The sequence below is a fragment of the Arthrospiribacter ruber genome (assembly GCF_019343195.1).
Classification (GTDB): domain Bacteria; phylum Bacteroidota; class Bacteroidia; order Cytophagales; family Cyclobacteriaceae; genus Arthrospiribacter; species Arthrospiribacter ruber.
This window is the reverse complement of the sequence record NZ_RPHB01000001.1, coordinates 1-17,271: the sequence shown is the minus strand read 5'-3', so window position 1 is coordinate 17,271 and position 17,271 is coordinate 1. Positions and strand designations below refer to the sequence as shown.

Annotated in this window: 13 protein-coding genes and 1 other RNA gene; 6 read left to right on the top strand and 8 right to left on the bottom strand. The window is 40.0% G+C overall.

Translation table 11 applies throughout. The features are described from left to right. Positions 1-747 carry a hypothetical protein gene (locus EGN73_RS00070; RefSeq protein ID WP_219286010.1) on the bottom strand — a complete coding sequence of 249 codons (747 nt, stop codon included), beginning with the start codon at positions 745-747 and terminating at the stop codon, positions 1-3. A gap of 71 nt (positions 748-818) precedes the next feature. Between EGN73_RS00070 and EGN73_RS00065 the strand changes: the two genes are divergently transcribed. Continuing rightward, on the top strand, positions 819-1,376 hold the full coding sequence (locus tag EGN73_RS00065) for a hypothetical protein (RefSeq protein WP_219286009.1): 558 nt from the start codon (positions 819-821) through the stop codon (positions 1,374-1,376). Here the strand turns inward: EGN73_RS00065 and EGN73_RS00060 are convergent. After that, positions 1,371-3,962 (bottom strand): family 20 glycosylhydrolase, encoded by a 2,592-nt coding sequence (locus EGN73_RS00060; RefSeq protein ID WP_219286008.1) that lies wholly within the window; start codon positions 3,960-3,962, stop codon positions 1,371-1,373. The genes EGN73_RS00065 and EGN73_RS00060 overlap by 6 nt on opposite strands. A gap of 244 nt (positions 3,963-4,206) precedes the next feature. On the opposite strand from EGN73_RS00060, the gene EGN73_RS00055 reads away from it, so the two are divergent. Continuing rightward, the gene (locus EGN73_RS00055) at positions 4,207-6,450 is read left to right on the top strand and encodes a tetratricopeptide repeat protein (RefSeq protein ID WP_219286007.1); all 2,244 of its coding nucleotides are present in this window, start codon (positions 4,207-4,209) and stop codon (positions 6,448-6,450) included. 9 nt (positions 6,451-6,459) lie between these two features. Here EGN73_RS00055 and EGN73_RS00050 read toward each other — a convergent pair whose 3' ends face one another. Beyond that, entirely contained in the window at positions 6,460-7,797 is a 1,338-nt protein-coding gene (locus EGN73_RS00050; protein WP_219286006.1) for a S8 family peptidase, read from the bottom strand. Between the two features lie 368 nt (positions 7,798-8,165). Between EGN73_RS00050 and EGN73_RS00045 the strand changes: the two genes are divergently transcribed. Continuing rightward, positions 8,166-9,311 (top strand): acyltransferase family protein, encoded by a 1,146-nt coding sequence (locus EGN73_RS00045; RefSeq protein ID WP_219286005.1) that lies wholly within the window; start codon positions 8,166-8,168, stop codon positions 9,309-9,311. Positions 9,312-9,513: 202 nt separating this feature from the next. Here EGN73_RS00045 and EGN73_RS00040 read toward each other — a convergent pair whose 3' ends face one another. The 3 genes from EGN73_RS00040 to EGN73_RS00030 form a co-directional block, all read right to left on the bottom strand. Further along, positions 9,514-10,077 (bottom strand): DUF3109 family protein, encoded by a 564-nt coding sequence (locus tag EGN73_RS00040; RefSeq protein WP_219286004.1) that lies wholly within the window; start codon positions 10,075-10,077, stop codon positions 9,514-9,516. 55 nt (positions 10,078-10,132) lie between these two features. Further along, a complete protein-coding gene (locus EGN73_RS00035) occupies positions 10,133-10,606 on the bottom strand; it encodes a DUF4442 domain-containing protein (RefSeq protein ID WP_219286003.1) in 474 nt (157 codons plus the stop codon). Positions 10,607-10,760: 154 nt separating this feature from the next. Next, positions 10,761-13,190, bottom strand: a complete 2,430-nt coding sequence (locus EGN73_RS00030) for a TonB-dependent receptor (RefSeq protein ID WP_219286002.1) — start codon at positions 13,188-13,190, stop codon at positions 10,761-10,763. A 219-nt stretch (positions 13,191-13,409) separates the two neighbouring features. Between EGN73_RS00030 and rnpB the strand changes: the two genes are divergently transcribed. Further along, positions 13,410-13,820, top strand: an RNA gene (gene rnpB, locus EGN73_RS00025) — RNase P RNA component class A. Between the two features lie 20 nt (positions 13,821-13,840). Next, complete coding sequence (locus EGN73_RS00020) at positions 13,841-14,998, top strand: sigma-54-dependent transcriptional regulator (RefSeq protein WP_219286001.1); 1,158 nt, start codon at positions 13,841-13,843, stop codon at positions 14,996-14,998. A 314-nt stretch (positions 14,999-15,312) separates the two neighbouring features. Here EGN73_RS00020 and EGN73_RS00015 read toward each other — a convergent pair whose 3' ends face one another. Continuing rightward, on the bottom strand, positions 15,313-16,326 hold the full coding sequence (locus tag EGN73_RS00015) for a LuxE/PaaK family acyltransferase (protein WP_219286000.1): 1,014 nt from the start codon (positions 16,324-16,326) through the stop codon (positions 15,313-15,315). Between the two features lie 54 nt (positions 16,327-16,380). Between EGN73_RS00015 and EGN73_RS00010 the strand changes: the two genes are divergently transcribed. Next, the gene (locus tag EGN73_RS00010) at positions 16,381-17,061 is read left to right on the top strand and encodes a hypothetical protein (RefSeq protein ID WP_219285999.1); all 681 of its coding nucleotides are present in this window, start codon (positions 16,381-16,383) and stop codon (positions 17,059-17,061) included. A gap of 27 nt (positions 17,062-17,088) precedes the next feature. Here the strand turns inward: EGN73_RS00010 and EGN73_RS00005 are convergent. After that, positions 17,089-17,271: hypothetical protein (locus EGN73_RS00005; RefSeq protein ID WP_219285998.1), on the bottom strand; the 183-nt coding region annotated here is incomplete at its 5' end.

Genomic DNA, 17,271 nt, shown 5'->3' with positions numbered 1-17,271 from the left:
CTACTTCAAGCCCCAAACAATCCCTACAGATGCAAAATTGAACAAAGCGAAATTATAGACTTCTGCAACATCTGCACCGCCTTCTAGAATCCTATAACCTGCTTTGACATCAAAATAATTGGATATAGGGACTCTGACTCCTCCAAAAAAGTCAAAAGCCCGTCCTGGTCCACCGGCCAATCCATCTCCTTCAATCATGGCTGTAAAAGGACCGGCATTGTAGCTAGCGAATAAATGTAGTAAGGGCACAAAGCCAAGATCGTCTTTAAAATCCCTTTGGTCACCATCCTCCAACAATACCCTGGCGTCTCGGATTTTGGCAGTGAAACCAACACCTAAGATCCATTTATTATCTTGGATCAAATCCCTTCTATAGGTCAATCTGTAACTGTTGAATTTATATAAACCATCAAGGGCCCTGCTTCCATCAAAATTGGTATCCTGCAAACGGATATCAAAGCCGGGCGTGCCTGAGTAATTGGCAGTTAATGGTGCATACAATGCAAAAATGTGGTTTTTCCCAAATGAATAGCCAGGTCTGATCCTTAATGGCACAACCAGCCCCTGAATATCAAAATCCCTGCTGAAATCAAAGGTAGTCCCCGTTTCACTAGGTATCCGGACTTCATTGTATCCAGGAAAAATGAGTCCGGTTTCTATGTCCAGGCTAAACTGAGATTTGACCTGAAAAACTATTCCAAAAAAAAGGAAAAATATAAGGCTGAATTTTATAAATAAGTTGCTCATAAATGTCAAACAAAAAAAGAACATGATTGTTAGAAAAAACTTACTTTTGACGAATTAAAAACCAAAAACTTATGAAAATTTATATTTTTACTTTGCTTAGTTTTATTTTTTTAACAAAACAGGCTCTTGCTCAAGACTTTGCAAGCGTAGAAAAATCAATCTGGCAAATACAAAGCCTTTTTGTCACCAAATACCTGAGCAATGAATCCAAGATCAAACGTGATCTGGCACTAAGAAGTGAATTGGGTTTCGATTTTTTTTACCGTGATGGATTTCTCTATGATGGCCCAGTAGTAGCGTGGAGTCCGTTTCTAAGGCTGGAGCCGAGACACTATTACAACTTGAACAAAAGAGCTGATAAAGGAAAAAAGACAGCAAAAAATTCAGGAAACTTCGTGGCATTGACCACTACGTATAAACCAAACTGGTTTTTGATCACCAACGAGTCCAGTTTGCTGGTCACGCCTGCGCTCAGCCTGATCCCCACCTGGGGTATCCGGCGAAGTCCTTGGCAACATTTCAACTTTGAAGCTGGAATCGGTATTGGTTATGGCTGGGAATATTATGGACACTATTCTTATGGGGAGGTTTTGGTTAACCTTCATTTGAGATTCGGATTTCACTTATGAGCCATCCCATTTGTCACAAGTAGTCATTCCCCCACCTTTTCCTGAAGGTGTAAATACCCTTAGGGTGACCTTTCCATCGATCGAGAAGGGAGCTGTATATTGGGGAGAATCAGAAGTAACCTCAGAACCATCACGCGTATACCGGATGATCAAGCCTGGATGTTCCACATTGGCATGCATAAGCCCATCTTTTACCATAGTGCCTGGCTTTGGCAAACGGGTATTGAATCCTCCGAAAATAAAATCCAGACGTGGCAGCTCCCTTTGACCAATTGCATTTGAAAACTTATTCCAATCCTCTTCTCTTGCTGCCTTTCTGCTTTCATGATCTAAAATTTCTGCCCACCACGGATCCCCGTTCCATGCCCTTTCGACCAGTCCAAACATCTTCGGAATCAAATAATATTCCATCATATCCTGCCCCTTCACAGTTTCCGTCCAGAGTTGACCGGAAAGCCCTTTGATGTTCTTTTTACCTTCTGATGTCAATTTTTCTTTTGATAGCAGCAGACCTTCTATGTCTATCGGCCTTCCATACATATCGGTATCATTTGAAATAAAATGATTGAAAGGGACAGTTTGCCAAGATGTTTTCAGATTGACATATCCTGACCATTCATGGCCCGGTTCATCAGGATGCATGTCATAAGCCAGGTCAAAATAAAGATTGGAAGAATTGCACATCACTACCTCGTAACCTTTATTGGCCAATTGATAAGCCATGTCTTCACCTCCCCAGCCTGCTACAGCATTCCAGGCATGAAGTCTGAAACCGGCATTAAGGAATTCTGGATTTGGCTTTGCGTGGCTATTGCCGTCTTCCTCTATTTCCTCTTGGCCTATTTCTTCCCATCCAGCCACTTGTAGCCCTTTTTCATCAAACATTTGCCTGATTCTTTTATAAAAATAATTTTTTAGCCCATCAATTGATGAAACTTCGCCAGAAGAGGAAACAAATGCCTTACAAACTGGAGAACCTTTCCAAGCACCGGATGGAACTTCATCACCTCCTGTATGAAAAGTATTTAGAGGCACCCCTGCATCAGCATACATCTGTATCATTTCATCTATCACTTTCTCATAAAATGTAAATGCAGACTCTTGACAGATACAAATGGTATTGCCTCTGAAATTTTGGGCTGAAAGGTACTCCGAAGTATCATCCATATCTTCCAACAGGTACTTTTTAGCTCCAGATTCATCACCCTCTTCCATTTTTTTGTGATAGCGCTTTCTCATGGCAATAATGGCCGCCCTAGAATGGGCGGGCACACCGATTTCAGGTATGACCTCAATGTGCCGCTTCTGAGCATACTTCAGAATTTCCTGAAAGTCACTTACAGTATAATAACCACTTCCTTGAGGGGAATCATTCTTATCCGGCCCTGAGCCGTAATAGGGCCAAAGGAAATCTTTCTCCTCCTTACTATGCCCTCGCTTGCTTCCGATCTCGGTCAGTTCCGGAAGTCCGGGAATCTCCAGCCTCCAGCCTTCATCATTGGCCAGATTGAAATGAAAAACATTGAGCTTATAAAAAGCCATGAGATCTAAAAGCTTCAAAACTGCCTCTTTAGATTGGAAATTCCTTGCCACATCGAGAAAAAGACCCCGATATCCAAACTGGGGTTCATCTTCAATTTTTATCTGAGGTATTTCGATGGAGGACTGCTTTTGTTCAAAAACTTCTACAGGCATCATCGCCAATAAGCTTTGGATTCCATAAAAAGCACCTTTGGAAGAATTACCTTTGAGAAGGACCTGATCCTCATTTAATTCCAGCTTATAGCTTTCATCCTTCTGGGAAGAATCATCCTTCAAAATTAAAATTGTTGCTGTGCTCTTATCTCCCTTCGATACCTTTCCAGAAAAAAATTTTTCAAGCCATGTTTTCAGGTATTCACCTTCATTTTCAAAATCACTATCCGTATAAAGGATTATTTCTTCTCCACTATTCCAGCTACCTGATCTGTACTCATACGACTTTGGCGTGGGTATTACCGGTGAAAATTGGGTGTATGGAAGCATCTTGAGGTTTTGATTCTGCCCATATAGCAAATTACCTGTTGGGATCGGTACTTCAATACCCTCAGTAGACTTGAGCAATGAAGGAATGGTAAGCCCTTTTTGGGAATAATTGCTTAAGGTGTGACCTTCTTCACTTTCTCCGAAAACGATATACAAGGCCTCTGGCAGGTGGCTGTTTTTGGTCAAAAAATTAGCAGACCTATATTCTATGGTGTATTGCGCTCCTGGTTCCAAAACAGGAAATTCTTCTGTAGGAGAGATTTTGAAAAAGTCCCCTGACAAGTGGCTGATCACAGCATTTCCAGAAAGCACCTCAGGGTTCACAGAAAGAAATATTGTATTGAAATAGATTTGCCAGTCTACTTGAAGCTTGACTTTACTTTTATTGGTAATGGTAAATGAAGCCCTGTGTCCAGCATTTGGAGGTGTCTGGTTTTCCAGCAATTCCCAATGTATGTGTATGTCCTCAGGATTTGGATGGGAATATTTGGTGGTACATTGAGCCAACAAAGCAATTACCACCGCTAGGGTCATGAAGGGGTAAGTTTTGTTCCATGTCATGCTTGAAGATAATAAATTAGTGTGCAGTTAAAAAAGCCTTCCATATTTTTTAGATACTAAATCCAAAATCAAACAATAATTCCTTGGAATTATTCTGAAATTTAAAAATTAACATAATTGTAAATAGTCATGGCAAAATCTTTTGAAATGCTTAAATTTTAGCGGTCAAAGTTTTTAAACCGGATGAATGAGCAGTTAATCGCCACAAATTTGTTGCTTCATTTTTCCGGTGGGTTTCAGTAATATGTCAAAATACACCAAGCCAAGTCGTCAGACCGCTGCGATCATGTTTTCGGATATGGTTGGCTATACGTCCATAATGGGTGAGAATGAGGATTTGGCTTATGATCTGGTCAAAAGCAACACCCAACTTCATAAAGAAATTATATCTCAGTACGATGGAAGGCTTGTAAAGGAGATGGGAGATGGGTTACTTTGCATTTTTTCCAGACCTGACAATGCAGTCCAAGCCGCCTATGAAGTTCAAAAACACTATAGGAATTCCCAGGATATCACTTTGAGGATTGGAATCCATTTGGGAGAAATCATTGAGGAAAATGGGGATGTATTCGGTGATGCTGTCAATATTGCCTCAAGAATTGAAAGCCTCGGAAGCCCCAACTCGATACTTTTTTCCGACAAAGTCTACGCCCAACTCTCTGAAAAATCCAACCTTCAATCCGTAAATCTCGGCATCTTCAATCTAAAAAATGTTGGGAAACCAATTGAAATCCACGCCCTTTCCAACCCAGGACTCACAGTTCCTAAAAGAGGCGAGATGCTCAAACTCCTGGAAAGTAGGATAAGGAAAGTTATGGTGGCTGCGGTAATCGCCTTAACCCTTCTCAGCATTGGGCTGTGGTTCAATTACAATTCCATCCTGACCCAAAACCGCAATGCGGAAGAAAAAACCCTTGCAGTACTTCCCTTTACTTCCCTTAATCAACAGGAAGAGGATTTCCTAACTGATGGACTGACGGAGGACATTATCATGCAATTGTCCAAAATCTCCGAGCTGTCTGTCATCTCAAAAACCGGTGTAGACAATTATAAAAATACCAGTGAGGACCTAAAATCCATCGCCCAGTCCCTTTCTGTGAATTACATACTCGAAGGGAAAATCCAAAGGATAAATAACCGCATCAAAGTCAATGCATCACTTATTGAAGTGGCCAAAAACAAGAATATCTGGGCAGATTCTTATGAAAGAGACCTTTCTGACATATTTGAACTCCAAAGCGATATTGCTCAGGCGATTGCAATTTCTCTGAGTGCCAAGCTCACGGATGAAGAAAAAGTCCTTTTGGACAAGAAGCCAACAGAAAGCTTTACGGCTTACGAGTATTACATGAGAGGGAGGAATTATTATTATAAGTACAATGTGACAGACAATTTAAGGGCCATAGAAGAGTTTAGAAAAGCGGTTTGGACAGACCCAGGTTTTGCCTTGGCTTATGCTGGATTAGGAGATGCCTTCAGTCAAAATTATGGGAGATTTAAAATGGAGCGGTTCTGGATAGACTCTGCTAAATCCGTCAGTCGAAAGGCCATAGCGCTTGACAGTAACCTATCTGAAGCCTACAAATCACTGGCTACTGCCCATTATTACAACGGGGAATATGAGGAGAATTTTAAGTTGCTTCAAAAAGCCGTTGACATCAACCCTAACAATGTACAGGCAGTTGGAAATCTTGCTACTGTCTATTTCATTAATGGAGAATTAGATGAAGCCATCAGAAGACAAAAAAAAGCTGCCGGTCTAAACCCTAAGAATTATATTCCTTTTCAGATCATCGGTTGGACTTACAGGCTGCTCAAGGATTATGAAAATGCAGGTCTCTGGTTAAAGAAGTCTTTGGAAATTCAGCCTGAAATTGATACTTACGAGCAATTGGCAATGTCATACATAGGCTTAGGAGATCAAGATGCTGCCCGGAAATTAGTGCCGGAATTGTTAAAATTATTACAAAATATCACCGATGAAAACGGTCAACCCAAACCAACACTTCAAGGAACAGTAGCCAGAATTTACGAAGCTGCTGGCATTATTTCTTTTTATTGTGGTGATTTTGATATAGCCTTAGAAAACCTTGAATACTTCTTTAAATTCAATGAATTAGCAGGAAGAGATCCATTATCTAATGGACCAATTTACCTGGCTTACCTTTATGAGAATTTTGAAAAATCATTAGATGCAGAAGTAATGCTTGAATGGGCCCTGCATGTCAATACTACAGAAGTAGAAAATGACACGGAGGATCCGGATTATTATTTTAATCTAGCGATGATTTATGCCATAAAGGGTGATACCGTCAAATCCATGAAGTTCTTGACTCTAGCAGAAGAAAAAAAATGGGTAGACATCATATTGGCTACACATAACCCTGTCTTTCAAAGATGGAACAATGATCCCGATTTTTTAATCTTAATCAGGAAAATTGATAATAAGATCTCCCTCATGAAGATAGATGACAAAATTTTGCGATAAGATGCTATATCATTTAAGCCTTACAACATTGTATCTATTGTTATCAGAACAAGTCATTGTCTGATTTTGACCTGGCGGGATTGCTCTACCACTTGCTGCAAGTGCTCCTGCGGTCATGGCTGCGGCCATTGAAGTACCGGACATGATACCGTAACTATTGCCGGGCAGGGTAGAAAAGACCATTCTTCCAGGAGCTATATACCAAGAGTTTTCTCCCAAATATGCTCCTTCATAGCAGCCAGTGATCCTTTCCATATCAAAACCTGATGCCGTGACAGTATAAATATTAGAAAAGCCATGGTTGCTTTGCCTTCTTCCCAAGCATCCTGGAAAGTTTCTCATGGAAGCATTTAATACATCAGGACATCCAATGCAGTTTCCTGCGGACATGACTATAGAGTTTTTGTTTGTTCCATTTGATCTTTGGGCCAAACGGTAGATTACATCCCGCAGGGTAGGAAGGTATGATTCACAACTGCCATTGACTACTTCAGCCCCAAAACTCATTAAAATTATATCATGAATATTCCTTCGTGGCTTTAATAAGTATCCTGCTGCGTGTTCGAGGGCCGATAATACATCAATCCAATTTCCACTTCCAGATGAATCTAGCACTTGTAATGAAACAATAGGAATACCAGGAGCAAGACCGTTCATACCGGTACTGCCAGCATTAGCCATTCCCCCTACTATACCTGCAAGATGTGTCCCATGGCCTGTCAAATCATTGAACGGATCATTTTGAATGAAGCTTTTAGACATTCCAATAGAGTTACCAAGCGCTAGTCCAAGATCAGCATGCCCTCTATCGATTCCCGAATCCAAAATCCAAACCATAGTTCTGGGGTGTTTGGTTTGCGGTCCTCCAATCAAAGAAACTCCCTTGCTGGTTTTTTTGATTGCATCATAAAGGACTGTATCCGGATCAAAATTTTCTCCTTGCTGGATGGGTCTTCCTTGCTGAATAGGCCTACCCTGCATTTTGAAATCTTTCTTGACAACAAATTTTCCGTCAGATTCCAATACTCTCACTTCTTCATCGCTTAGATCCATGATAGCTCCTGCCACAATATTGGTGAGAATATTTCGGTCCGGGATATTTGCATTTGGCAACTTCGTCCTGATTTCTCTACGGATCTGCCTCCTGTTGTACTGCTTTCTTTCTTCCTGTTTTTGTTCCTCTTGTGCATCATCTGAAAATTCAATTTCAGGAATAAGGGTATCACTTTTAATTTCCACAAAATACCTTTCAGAAACGCCATAATCAGGTTTTTGAGATTGGCAATTCAGACCGCAAACAATCGCAATTAATAGCAAAACCAAAGGGTCAACAAACATCTTTTTCATAAAAATCATCGTAAAGTAGAACAAATTAAACCCGTAAACTCATCTGATGGGTTGAAACTAGATGAGGCAATTAATTCTAAAATCCTTCTAAAACCGCAGCTAAAATCTCTGCGATACCAAAAAACACCTAAAACGTCATAAAATATAATAATAATATTTTTCAAAAAACACTTAAATACATTTTTTTGATTTTTATACGTAAGTTTTACCAAACTAATCATTACAAATAACCCAATAAAGCAAATTTCCCATTCCCAAATCAAAGAATAAATACACCTTTATAAAAAAGGTTTTTAAATCCCTCCTTTATTTATATTTTACAAGAAGTTTAAACCCGAAACTAAAAAAATAACCTAACCCTATCACTTATGTCGACTCTCCAACCGTCTGGAGTCCCTTTCCAGGAACGCTATCTTGCACTGGATGTACTCAGAGGCCTGACCATTGCCCTTATGGTGGTAGTAAATACCCCTGGAAGCTGGTCGCACATGTATGGACCGTTCATGCATGCTGAGTGGCATGGCTTCACCATCACAGACTTGGTATTTCCTACCTTTCTTTTTGTAGTTGGCAATGCAATGAGTTTTAGCATGAAAAAACTCGAACAAATGTCCCAAGCCAAGTTTCTTAAAAAAGTCTTCAAACGTGCCACCCTGATTTTTTTGATCGGATGGGGACTCAATGCCTTTCCTTTTTTTGCAGAGACAGAGTCTGGAATAGCTATGATCAACTGGTCTGAGGTACGCTTATTGGGAGTATTGCAGAGAATTGCATTATGTTATTTGTTTGCGGCTTTAATCCTATATTACTTTAATAAAACCGGGGCGATAATTGTCAGCCTACTTCTGCTGATTGGCTATTGGCCGGTTATGTTCTTTTTCGGAGAACAAGGAGACCCCTATTCTCTTACCGGAAATGCCGCCCTCAAGCTGGACCTTTGGCTTATCGGCCCTAAAAACCTTTACAAAGGCGAGGGAATGCCCTTTGATCCGGAAGGCATCCTCAGTACGTTTCCAGCTATCGTCAATGTAATAGCAGGTTATTTTGCCGGAAAATTTATTCAAAAAAACGGCAATATCTCAAGCACCGTCAAATACCTGCTTATAGCAGGACTAATTCTTGTGGCACTTTGCCTGATTTGGGATCCTTTTTTCCCAATCAACAAAAAGATATGGACTAGCCCTTATGTGCTCTTAACCGTTGGCCTTGACTTAGTACTGATAGCTGTCCTAATAATGGTAATTGAGGTATGGAGAAAAAGAAACTGGACCTATCCTTTGGAAGTATTTGGAAGAAACCCCCTCATTCTATACGTCCTGTCCGGCATTGTAATCAGCTTGATGTACATTATCTCCTTTGGTGGAGAAAGTCTAAAAAGCATCATTTATCAAAATATCTTCACCAATTGGCTTTCCCCAAAGAATGCCTCCCTTCTTTTCTCTATTGCCTATATGCTTTTGATCTGGCTGATAGGATACTGGATGGATAAGAAAAAAATCTACATCAAAGTGTAAAAAAATGAGGCTGTATCATAATTTGATCTTAAGCTTTATTAGCCAAACAAAATTCTGTTCAAGAGTCAATTCCTTTGTAACTTAGTGGCTTTGTGGCTAAAAATGCCACGAAGACTCTAAGACACAAAGTTTCACTGATTTCAAACCAAATAAAATTTTGGTGATTTTTTAAAGCATTGACTTATAAGACAGCCTCATTTTTTTAACCTTCAATTTCATTGCAGAGCTCCTGATACCAAGCTTCTCCGTATCTTCTGATCAATGCATCTTTCAAAAACTTATAAACCGGCACTCCTAAGGTCTGCCCCAGGCTACAAGCAGGACTGCAAATGTGCCACCTGTCATAGTTCAAGGCTTCAAACTGATCATATTTGGTAATTCGGATGGGATACATGTGGCAAGAAATAGGTTTTTTCCACTGAATCTTTCCGTCCAGATAAGCTTCTTCAATACCACATTTCAAAATCCCTTTTTCATCATAGAGAGCATAAGCGCACTCCCTATTGTCCCCAATAGTCGGTGTACCTTTATCCCCATCCTTGTCGATTACCCATGTTCCCTGCTGCTCGATCACTTTGCGGCCTTCCTCAGTAATGTAATCTTTGACAATGGGATATAATTCCTCTATGATTTTGGTTTCCTCATCCTCGAGAGGAGCACCTGCATCTCCTTCTACACAACATGCCCCTTTACATTTTTCCAGGTCACAGACGAAAAACTGTTCCTTTATATCATCACTTATAACTGCATTGCCTACTAAAATCATAGCTATTTTCTTATTCCTAAAACTCGTCTTCACAAAGGTAAAGCTATTTTTTCACTTAGCTTGACAAGCTATTTTTTCTCCTGACATACACTCCCTTTGTCAATCGGGCAATTACTTCTCCTCTTTTGTCCCTTACCACACAAGGAAATTCAAACACTTTTTTCCCAAGCAAATCGACTTCTTTTTTGATATTTTCAATTTCATCAGTATTGATTGAAAATTCGGCAAAAACGGTCCCTTTTCCAGGTTTTACAAAATCAATCGAAGCGGTCTTGTCCCAAACAATGTAATTTTCACCCAAATTGATCATTAGAATAAACATATAAAATGGATCACACATGGAATAGAGAGAACCTCCAAAAGCAGTCCCAACCAAATTGCGGTTGTACCATGTCAGCTTAAGCTTTACTTTGAAATAGGTGAATGCATCATTGTAATCTACCACCCTGATTCCTGCAAAAAGATAAGGTGGATAAATATTGAGGAGTCTGATCAAGCGCTTGTACTTTTTATATCTTTTATTTTTCATTTGGGACCGAATCTTTTTTCATGAATATAAAAAAAAGAACCGTTCCGATTACTCGGAACGGCTCAACCCAGCACTATGAAGAAAAGCTTATTAAAGCCTTCCTATACATAACATGGGGTGTTGTTTTTTGTTTATAAAATATTTTATTTTTTTTTTAAAATCTGAATTCGTAACCAGCAGTAATAAATCTTGGTATTCCTACTCTGATTCCCTGAGGCCTTCTAGTGGCAATATACCTTTCATCTGTTAGGTTTTTGATGCTAAGATTGAAACGGGAATTCCATTTTTCCACCTCATAACTGAATACAGCATCAAACAACCTATAACCAGGAACCAAACCGATTCTTCCGTCTGCACTTGGCTCCACAGTATTAAGCTCATCACCAAACTGCTCCCCTACAAAATTACCCACCAATCTCAATCCAAAACCTGCTTCGGTCCTTAAAGTCAAAGCGGAATTTATAAACCAGTTAGGCGCGTATGGAGTCCTATTGCCATTGATATTGACACCATTGATAAACCTGTCTTCTGAATAAGTGGCACGAAGGAAAGTAGCATTTACATCATAGGTAAGACTCACCCTACTCATTCCCATCAAATTACTTAAATCCATGACGACCGCAGTTTCAACACCTCTATTTAAAGTGGCCCCACCATTGACCAAGCCAAATCCTATCCCACCGGCTGACTCAGCTACCGGAATTACTTGATTGCTAAAGTTCATTACAAATCCTGTAGCTTCTACAAAAAGCCATTTGGTAGGCTCTGTCCTAAATCCAAGTTCGTAATTCACACTTGATTCAGCTTCCAGGTCCAACACATCCCCTAAAGCTGTAATAGCATCTTTGGTTCTAGGCGGAGCATATCCCTTATGCACACCTCCAAATATATTGAGGACATTGACTGGTCTATAGTTGAACCCTGCACCAGGGATAATTTCATTTATGACATTATCAGCTATTAAAGTAGTATCTCTTACACCAACTCCTGGAAAATTTCTTCTTCGAATGTCTCTCTCATAATCAAAACTTTCAAATCTTACTCCAGCATTGAAGTCGAACTTTGAGGTTATCATCATTTTGTTTTGAACGTAAGCAGCCAAAGCATGACCTGTTCTGACCTCATCTTCTACCAGGTTACCGCTTTTTACTCCTGCTTTGGTCCCGTTCACTCTTTGTTCAAATGCCCGCTCGTACAACAACCTAGTACCTACGATCAATTCATTTCGTGTATTAAAAAGCTTATGATCAATCTCCAATCTGGGTTCTACACCAGCCACTTCAAACTGCCTGTTTCTATTACCGGTACCATCTCTCATGAAAATGGCTCCACCTGGCACTTCTCTGTCACCCCAGACCACTCCTGTCCAATTGGCGGGAGGCGTATTTTCATTGTTAATCTGAAAATCTTGTCGGCTCCAATTTCTGGTAGTGGTGTACCCATAAGCAATTGTTCTCAATCTCACATTTTTATTGAATCTATACTTATGGCTAAAGCTCAATGAATATCTACGCACATCAAGCTGATCATCAGGGGCAAGTCTTGTAAAATCCTCCCCTCCTCTATCAAACATTACCTGATTGATACCGATGTAAGTTGAGTTTGATACCTCATTGTATACTCCAAGTTTCACACCTAACTCGGATTTGTCATTCAGGTTAAATAAAAATTTGGTGTTGAAGTCGGTGATGTCAAATTCCGTTGGTCCGACATTATTGGCCGTTTTCCTAAGAAGGTTTGCCTGAATACCGGTATTTCCAAAGGTATTCCCATAGTTGACCAATCCAGAAAAGAATCCCCCCTGACCTCCTTGTACATAAATAGATCCTTCTTCTTCCTGGGGCGGGTTAGCTGTGATGTAATTGACCACACCACCAATGGTCTGGGGTCCAAACAAAATCTGCCCGGAGCCCTTTAGTATCTCTACTCCGGCCATCCTGTCCATTGCTGGAGTATAATACATTTCAGGCTCTCCATAAGGAGAAAGTGCTACAGGGACCCCATCTTCCATCACCAACACACTTCGGCTTCTATCTGGGTCCAAACCTCTTATACCAATATTGACCCTCATACCTAGTCCTTCTTCATCTACTACATGTACCCCTGGAGACCGCCTTAAGACTTCATTACCACTTAAAGGATTGACAGTCTGTATTTCTCTTTTATCAATAAATGTAACAGAACCCGGTACACGGCTAAAAACCCTATCCTTATTGGCAATGATATCGATCTGAGGCATTTCCACTCCTGTCTCTTCAAAAACCAGATTGACTTCACTCATTTGCCCTCCTCGGACGACAACTTCTCTTGTAAATGTTTTGTAACCTACCGCAGAAACTTTTAATGTATAATTCCCATCAGGTAAATCATAAATTTCAAAAGATCCATCAATATTAGTGTAGGTTCCCTTAACTGTACCAAGCACCAATATATTGGCAAAAGGGATAATTTCACCTTCAGTCGTTGTGACTTTCCCGGTTATAACCAAGGCTTTTTCATCAGAATATTCATTTGAAAATACGGGTGATACGGTAGCGAATAAAAAGAGAATTACGAAAATCCTCAGTAAACCTTTGTTTAACATCTAAGCTAAGTTCTATTTAGATTTAATATAAATTAACATTGCAAATGTATTTGTTATTTAAACTTAATCCAAATAAGGCAAAAAAGTTTTCATGCTTAATTTTAATAGGAAAATTGAAGCGATAGATAACCCCTATGATAATATGGTTCGATTATGGTAAATGAACTATTAGGAAATAAAAAATCGTAAAGGATTGTTTGAATTTCCTTTAATTTGCAAAGTGCAAGCTGACTTGTCGCTGTCCCGTCCCGATACCAATCGGGACGGGAGGGAGGAAAGTCCGGGCAACATAGAGCGCCATACTTCCTAACGGGAAGGAGCCGGATTGGAGACGGTCCGGTTACAGATAGTGCCACAGAAAATATACCGCCCCGATCTGATCGGGGTAAGGGTGAAAAGGTGGGGTAAGAGCCCACCGGTCAGCTGGTGACAGCGGACGCATGGCAAACCTTATGGGTTGAAAGACCAAATAGGTCCCGCATCGGATTCAGTTTCGAAAAAGGCTGCTCGTCTTTCTGCGGGATGGGTAGGTCGATGGATCCCGGTTGTGAAACCGGGACTAGATAAATGACAAGTGAATCTTCCGATTGGGAAGAGGAACAGAACCCGGCTTATAGGCTTGCACCTTTTAATAAAATCAAAATACAACTATGTCAAAGATCCTCATTATTGACGACGAAAAAGTCATAAGAGCAACGCTCAAAGAAATTCTGGAATATGAAAACTATAAAATTTCCGAGGCCCAAGACGGAGAGGAAGGTTTGAAAATGCTTCAGGAGGAAGATTTTGACTTGGTTCTTTGCGACATCAAGATGCCCAAAATGGACGGGCTGGAAGTTTTGGAACAAGCGTCCCAACTGGATAAGCAGCCCCAATTCATTATGATTTCTGCACATGGTTCTATAGAAACCGCGGTGGAGGCTACCAAAAAGGGTGCTTTTGATTTTGTTCCCAAGCCACCGGATCTCAACAGACTTCTCCTTACGGTCCGCAATGCGCTGGACAAAAAAAACCTGGTATCCGAGACCAAAGTCCTCAAAAAGAAACTATCCAAAAAATTGGATATGGTAGGTGAATCCCCCGCCATACTTCATGTGAAAGACACCATAGAAAAGGTAGCACCCACTGATGCACGCGTCTTGATCACAGGGCCAAACGGGACAGGGAAAGAGCTCGTGGCCCATTGGCTGCATAAAAAAAGTAACCGTTCCAATGAGCCATTCATCGCAGTCAATTGTGCGGCCATTCCTGCCGAACTGATAGAAAGTGAACTTTTCGGGCATGAAAAAGGGTCTTTTACCTCTGCTGTAAAGCAGAGGGTCGGTAAATTTGAACAGGCCAACAGCGGAACCCTCTTTTTGGATGAAATCGGGGACATGAGTCTTTCTGCTCAATCAAAAGTACTCCGGGCTCTTCAGGAACACAAGATCACCCGTGTAGGTGGTGACAAAGATATCAAAGTGGATGTAAGGGTTTTGGCAGCAACCAATAAAGACCTGAAAAAGGAAATTGAAGAGGGCAATTTCAGGGAAGACCTTTATCACAGGTTGAGCGTAATTCTAATCCAAGTTCCAGCACTAAAAGACAGAAGTGAAGACATACCTCTATTGGTAGAGAAGTTTTTGGATGATATTGCCAAGGAATATGGCACCGCGAAAAAGGACATCTCAAAAGAAGCCATCAAAGAACTTCAGAAGTTTCCATGGACCGGAAATATCAGGGAATTGAGAAATGTTGTGGAGCGTTTGGTGATTTTAGGCGAAAAAACGATCAGCCTGGAAGACATAAAAAAATATGCTGACTATTGATGGTCAGCATATTTTTTAACCTTTGATTTCTTTGCTATCTACAGCTTTTGCATAAGCCGGACATGGTCTGCTAGCTGCACAGGAACTCAGGGCCAATATCCCCAAAGCCATCACTACAATTGCTATTCTTTTCATCAGTATATCATTTAATTTATCACCTTTTTAACTCAACTTTTGGTTCCTTACTTTTTTCTATCTGAAGGATTATTGGTCTAAATAAAACAACTTAAACCTTACCAAATTTATTCACCTGTTTGACAACAGTTTTTAAAACGTAGAGTCAAATATGTTTATTTCCTTAAGGATTACCAAATTTAATTCACCATTAAATTACAGCCTCTCAATTCCGAATTATCCATTCTTCCAAGGATTTCAAGGTATCCATTTTCATCAAACCTCCCAAGATCCTTAGTTTCTATAAATGCACAACTGTGAAAATTGGCCAGGTCGATGACATTGATGCCACCTTGTTTGCGTTTTGTATAAACAAAAGGGTCATTGACCTCTCTAAGTAGAACTTTCATGGTTGGAGGCAGTAGATATTTCCCATCCCCCTTGGAGTAAGCTTGGGACATCAACTCTGTCATACCGTATTCTGAATGGATTTTTTCTTTTTGAAAAAATTTCTTCAGAATCTCATGTACTTCCTCTCTGACCATCTCCTTTCTCCTCCCTTTCATCCCTCCTGTTTCCATCACAATAAGTTGAGGGATATCAGGCAGGTCGTGAGTACTTTCTGCCAAATCCAGTAGAGCAAAAGTGACTCCAAGAAGAAGGATTTTACCCTTTTTACCCTTCAATAATTTTAAAGTTTCCACCAAATCCTTTTGGTTGTACAAATAAAATCCGGAGTATGGAGACTTGGATTGCTCAATAAAATATTGGGCCATACTGACCAATGAACTTCCTTTTCTTTCCAAATACGCAGGTAAAAGAGCAAGGATATGAAAATCCCTGATATCCCCATATTCCTTTTGAAACAAGGTGAGAGAATGCTGAAGGTAAAACTCCTCCGACCAGAAATAGTGCCTACTCGTAATCATTCCAGTAGTACCACTGCTGGAATAATAATTACTGAAATCTTGATGATCACCACAGACCACTTTATGATCTTTAAAAAATCGTATCGGAAGAAATGGAATTTCTTCTATTTTTCCCACTAGAGACACATCAAGGCCTCTTGCCTGAATGTAGGCTCTGTACACTTTATTATGCTCAGCTTGGAACCTAAATAGCTCCAAGGCCTTATTTTCAAAAATAATTTGATCAATGTCAGGTATATCCTGCTCAAAACTTTTGAAATATTTCGTCGTTTTATAATTTGTCATTGTAAAATTCCCCAATTTTACTCCATAGCCGAGAGGCAGTAAATTTATGCCAGCATGAGCAGTGTAAAAAACTTTCTTTACTTAATCTTTATTGCTTCATTTATAGCTTCCTGTGTACAACCACCGGAAAACTTCCCATCCGTACCTGAAATCTCGTTTGAAGATATGGCTTTTTCCACTTCCTCAGGATCTGATTCACTTATCATTAAAATCGGTTTCAGAGATGCGGAGGGTGACCTTGGTTTAAATCCTACAGATGTGGATCCACCATTTCAGCCGGTTGATTTCAGAAGAAACAGCAGTGGTGAACTTATCACCTTTGCCAACAGACCTCCAACAGCCCCCCCATATAACCCATTAGATTGGGTAATCAATCCCATAGTCAATAACATGGTTGTGAGAGATACCATCTGGGTAGACCAAAATGATAATCACAACAATATTTTTGTAAAGTTTTTTATTAAGAGAAATGGTAACTTCACTGAATTCCGCTGGCAAGATCCACCGTATTTTACCACATTCAATGGTAGATTCCCAAGGATTTTCAACGGAAATCAAGGTCAGCCAGTAGAAGGTTCCCTTCAATATGCTATGCTTTCTTTTGGCTGGCAGTCTATTTTCAGGAATGACACCATCAGAATTGATGTACAGATCCAGGATAGGGCATTGAATAGAAGTAATATTGTTTCCAGCCCGGAAGTTACCCTCAACCAAATCCGAAGAGCTCCGAGATAAAAAAGGCTCCCTATTTTAGGAGCCTATTTATCTTGAATTCAATCTATTTTTATTAGGGCTTCTTGTTAAAAGCACAACCAACTGATATTCAATTAAATAATTAACAAAAACATAACACAAAAACCCCGAAATCGGCTGTTTTAAGCTTTTTTCGGGGTTTTCTTTTTTGTATTTTAAGGTTGCAGAATAAAATACATCTGAAGATATGGC

What these genes read in the sequence shown, in the direction of transcription:
- EGN73_RS00010 (WP_219285999.1), top strand. Translation starts at nt 16,381, where the DNA reads ATGAGCAGTGTAAAAAACTTTCTTTACTTAATCTTTATTGCTTCATTT.
- EGN73_RS00045 (WP_219286005.1), top strand. Translation starts at nt 8,166, where the DNA reads ATGTCGACTCTCCAACCGTCTGGAGTCCCTTTCCAGGAACGCTATCTT.
- EGN73_RS00065 (WP_219286009.1), top strand. Translation starts at nt 819, where the DNA reads ATGAAAATTTATATTTTTACTTTGCTTAGTTTTATTTTTTTAACAAAA.
- EGN73_RS00035 (WP_219286003.1), bottom strand. Translation starts at nt 10,606, where the DNA reads ATGAAAAATAAAAGATATAAAAAGTACAAGCGCTTGATCAGACTCCTC.
- EGN73_RS00030 (WP_219286002.1), bottom strand. Translation starts at nt 13,190, where the DNA reads ATGTTAAACAAAGGTTTACTGAGGATTTTCGTAATTCTCTTTTTATTC.
- EGN73_RS00050 (WP_219286006.1), bottom strand. Translation starts at nt 7,797, where the DNA reads ATGAAAAAGATGTTTGTTGACCCTTTGGTTTTGCTATTAATTGCGATT.
- EGN73_RS00060 (WP_219286008.1), bottom strand. Translation starts at nt 3,962, where the DNA reads ATGACATGGAACAAAACTTACCCCTTCATGACCCTAGCGGTGGTAATT.
- EGN73_RS00020 (WP_219286001.1), top strand. Translation starts at nt 13,841, where the DNA reads ATGTCAAAGATCCTCATTATTGACGACGAAAAAGTCATAAGAGCAACG.
- EGN73_RS00070 (WP_219286010.1), bottom strand. Translation starts at nt 747, where the DNA reads ATGAGCAACTTATTTATAAAATTCAGCCTTATATTTTTCCTTTTTTTT.
- EGN73_RS00040 (WP_219286004.1), bottom strand. Translation starts at nt 10,077, where the DNA reads ATGATTTTAGTAGGCAATGCAGTTATAAGTGATGATATAAAGGAACAG.
- EGN73_RS00015 (WP_219286000.1), bottom strand. Translation starts at nt 16,326, where the DNA reads ATGACAAATTATAAAACGACGAAATATTTCAAAAGTTTTGAGCAGGAT.
- EGN73_RS00055 (WP_219286007.1), top strand. Translation starts at nt 4,207, where the DNA reads ATGTCAAAATACACCAAGCCAAGTCGTCAGACCGCTGCGATCATGTTT.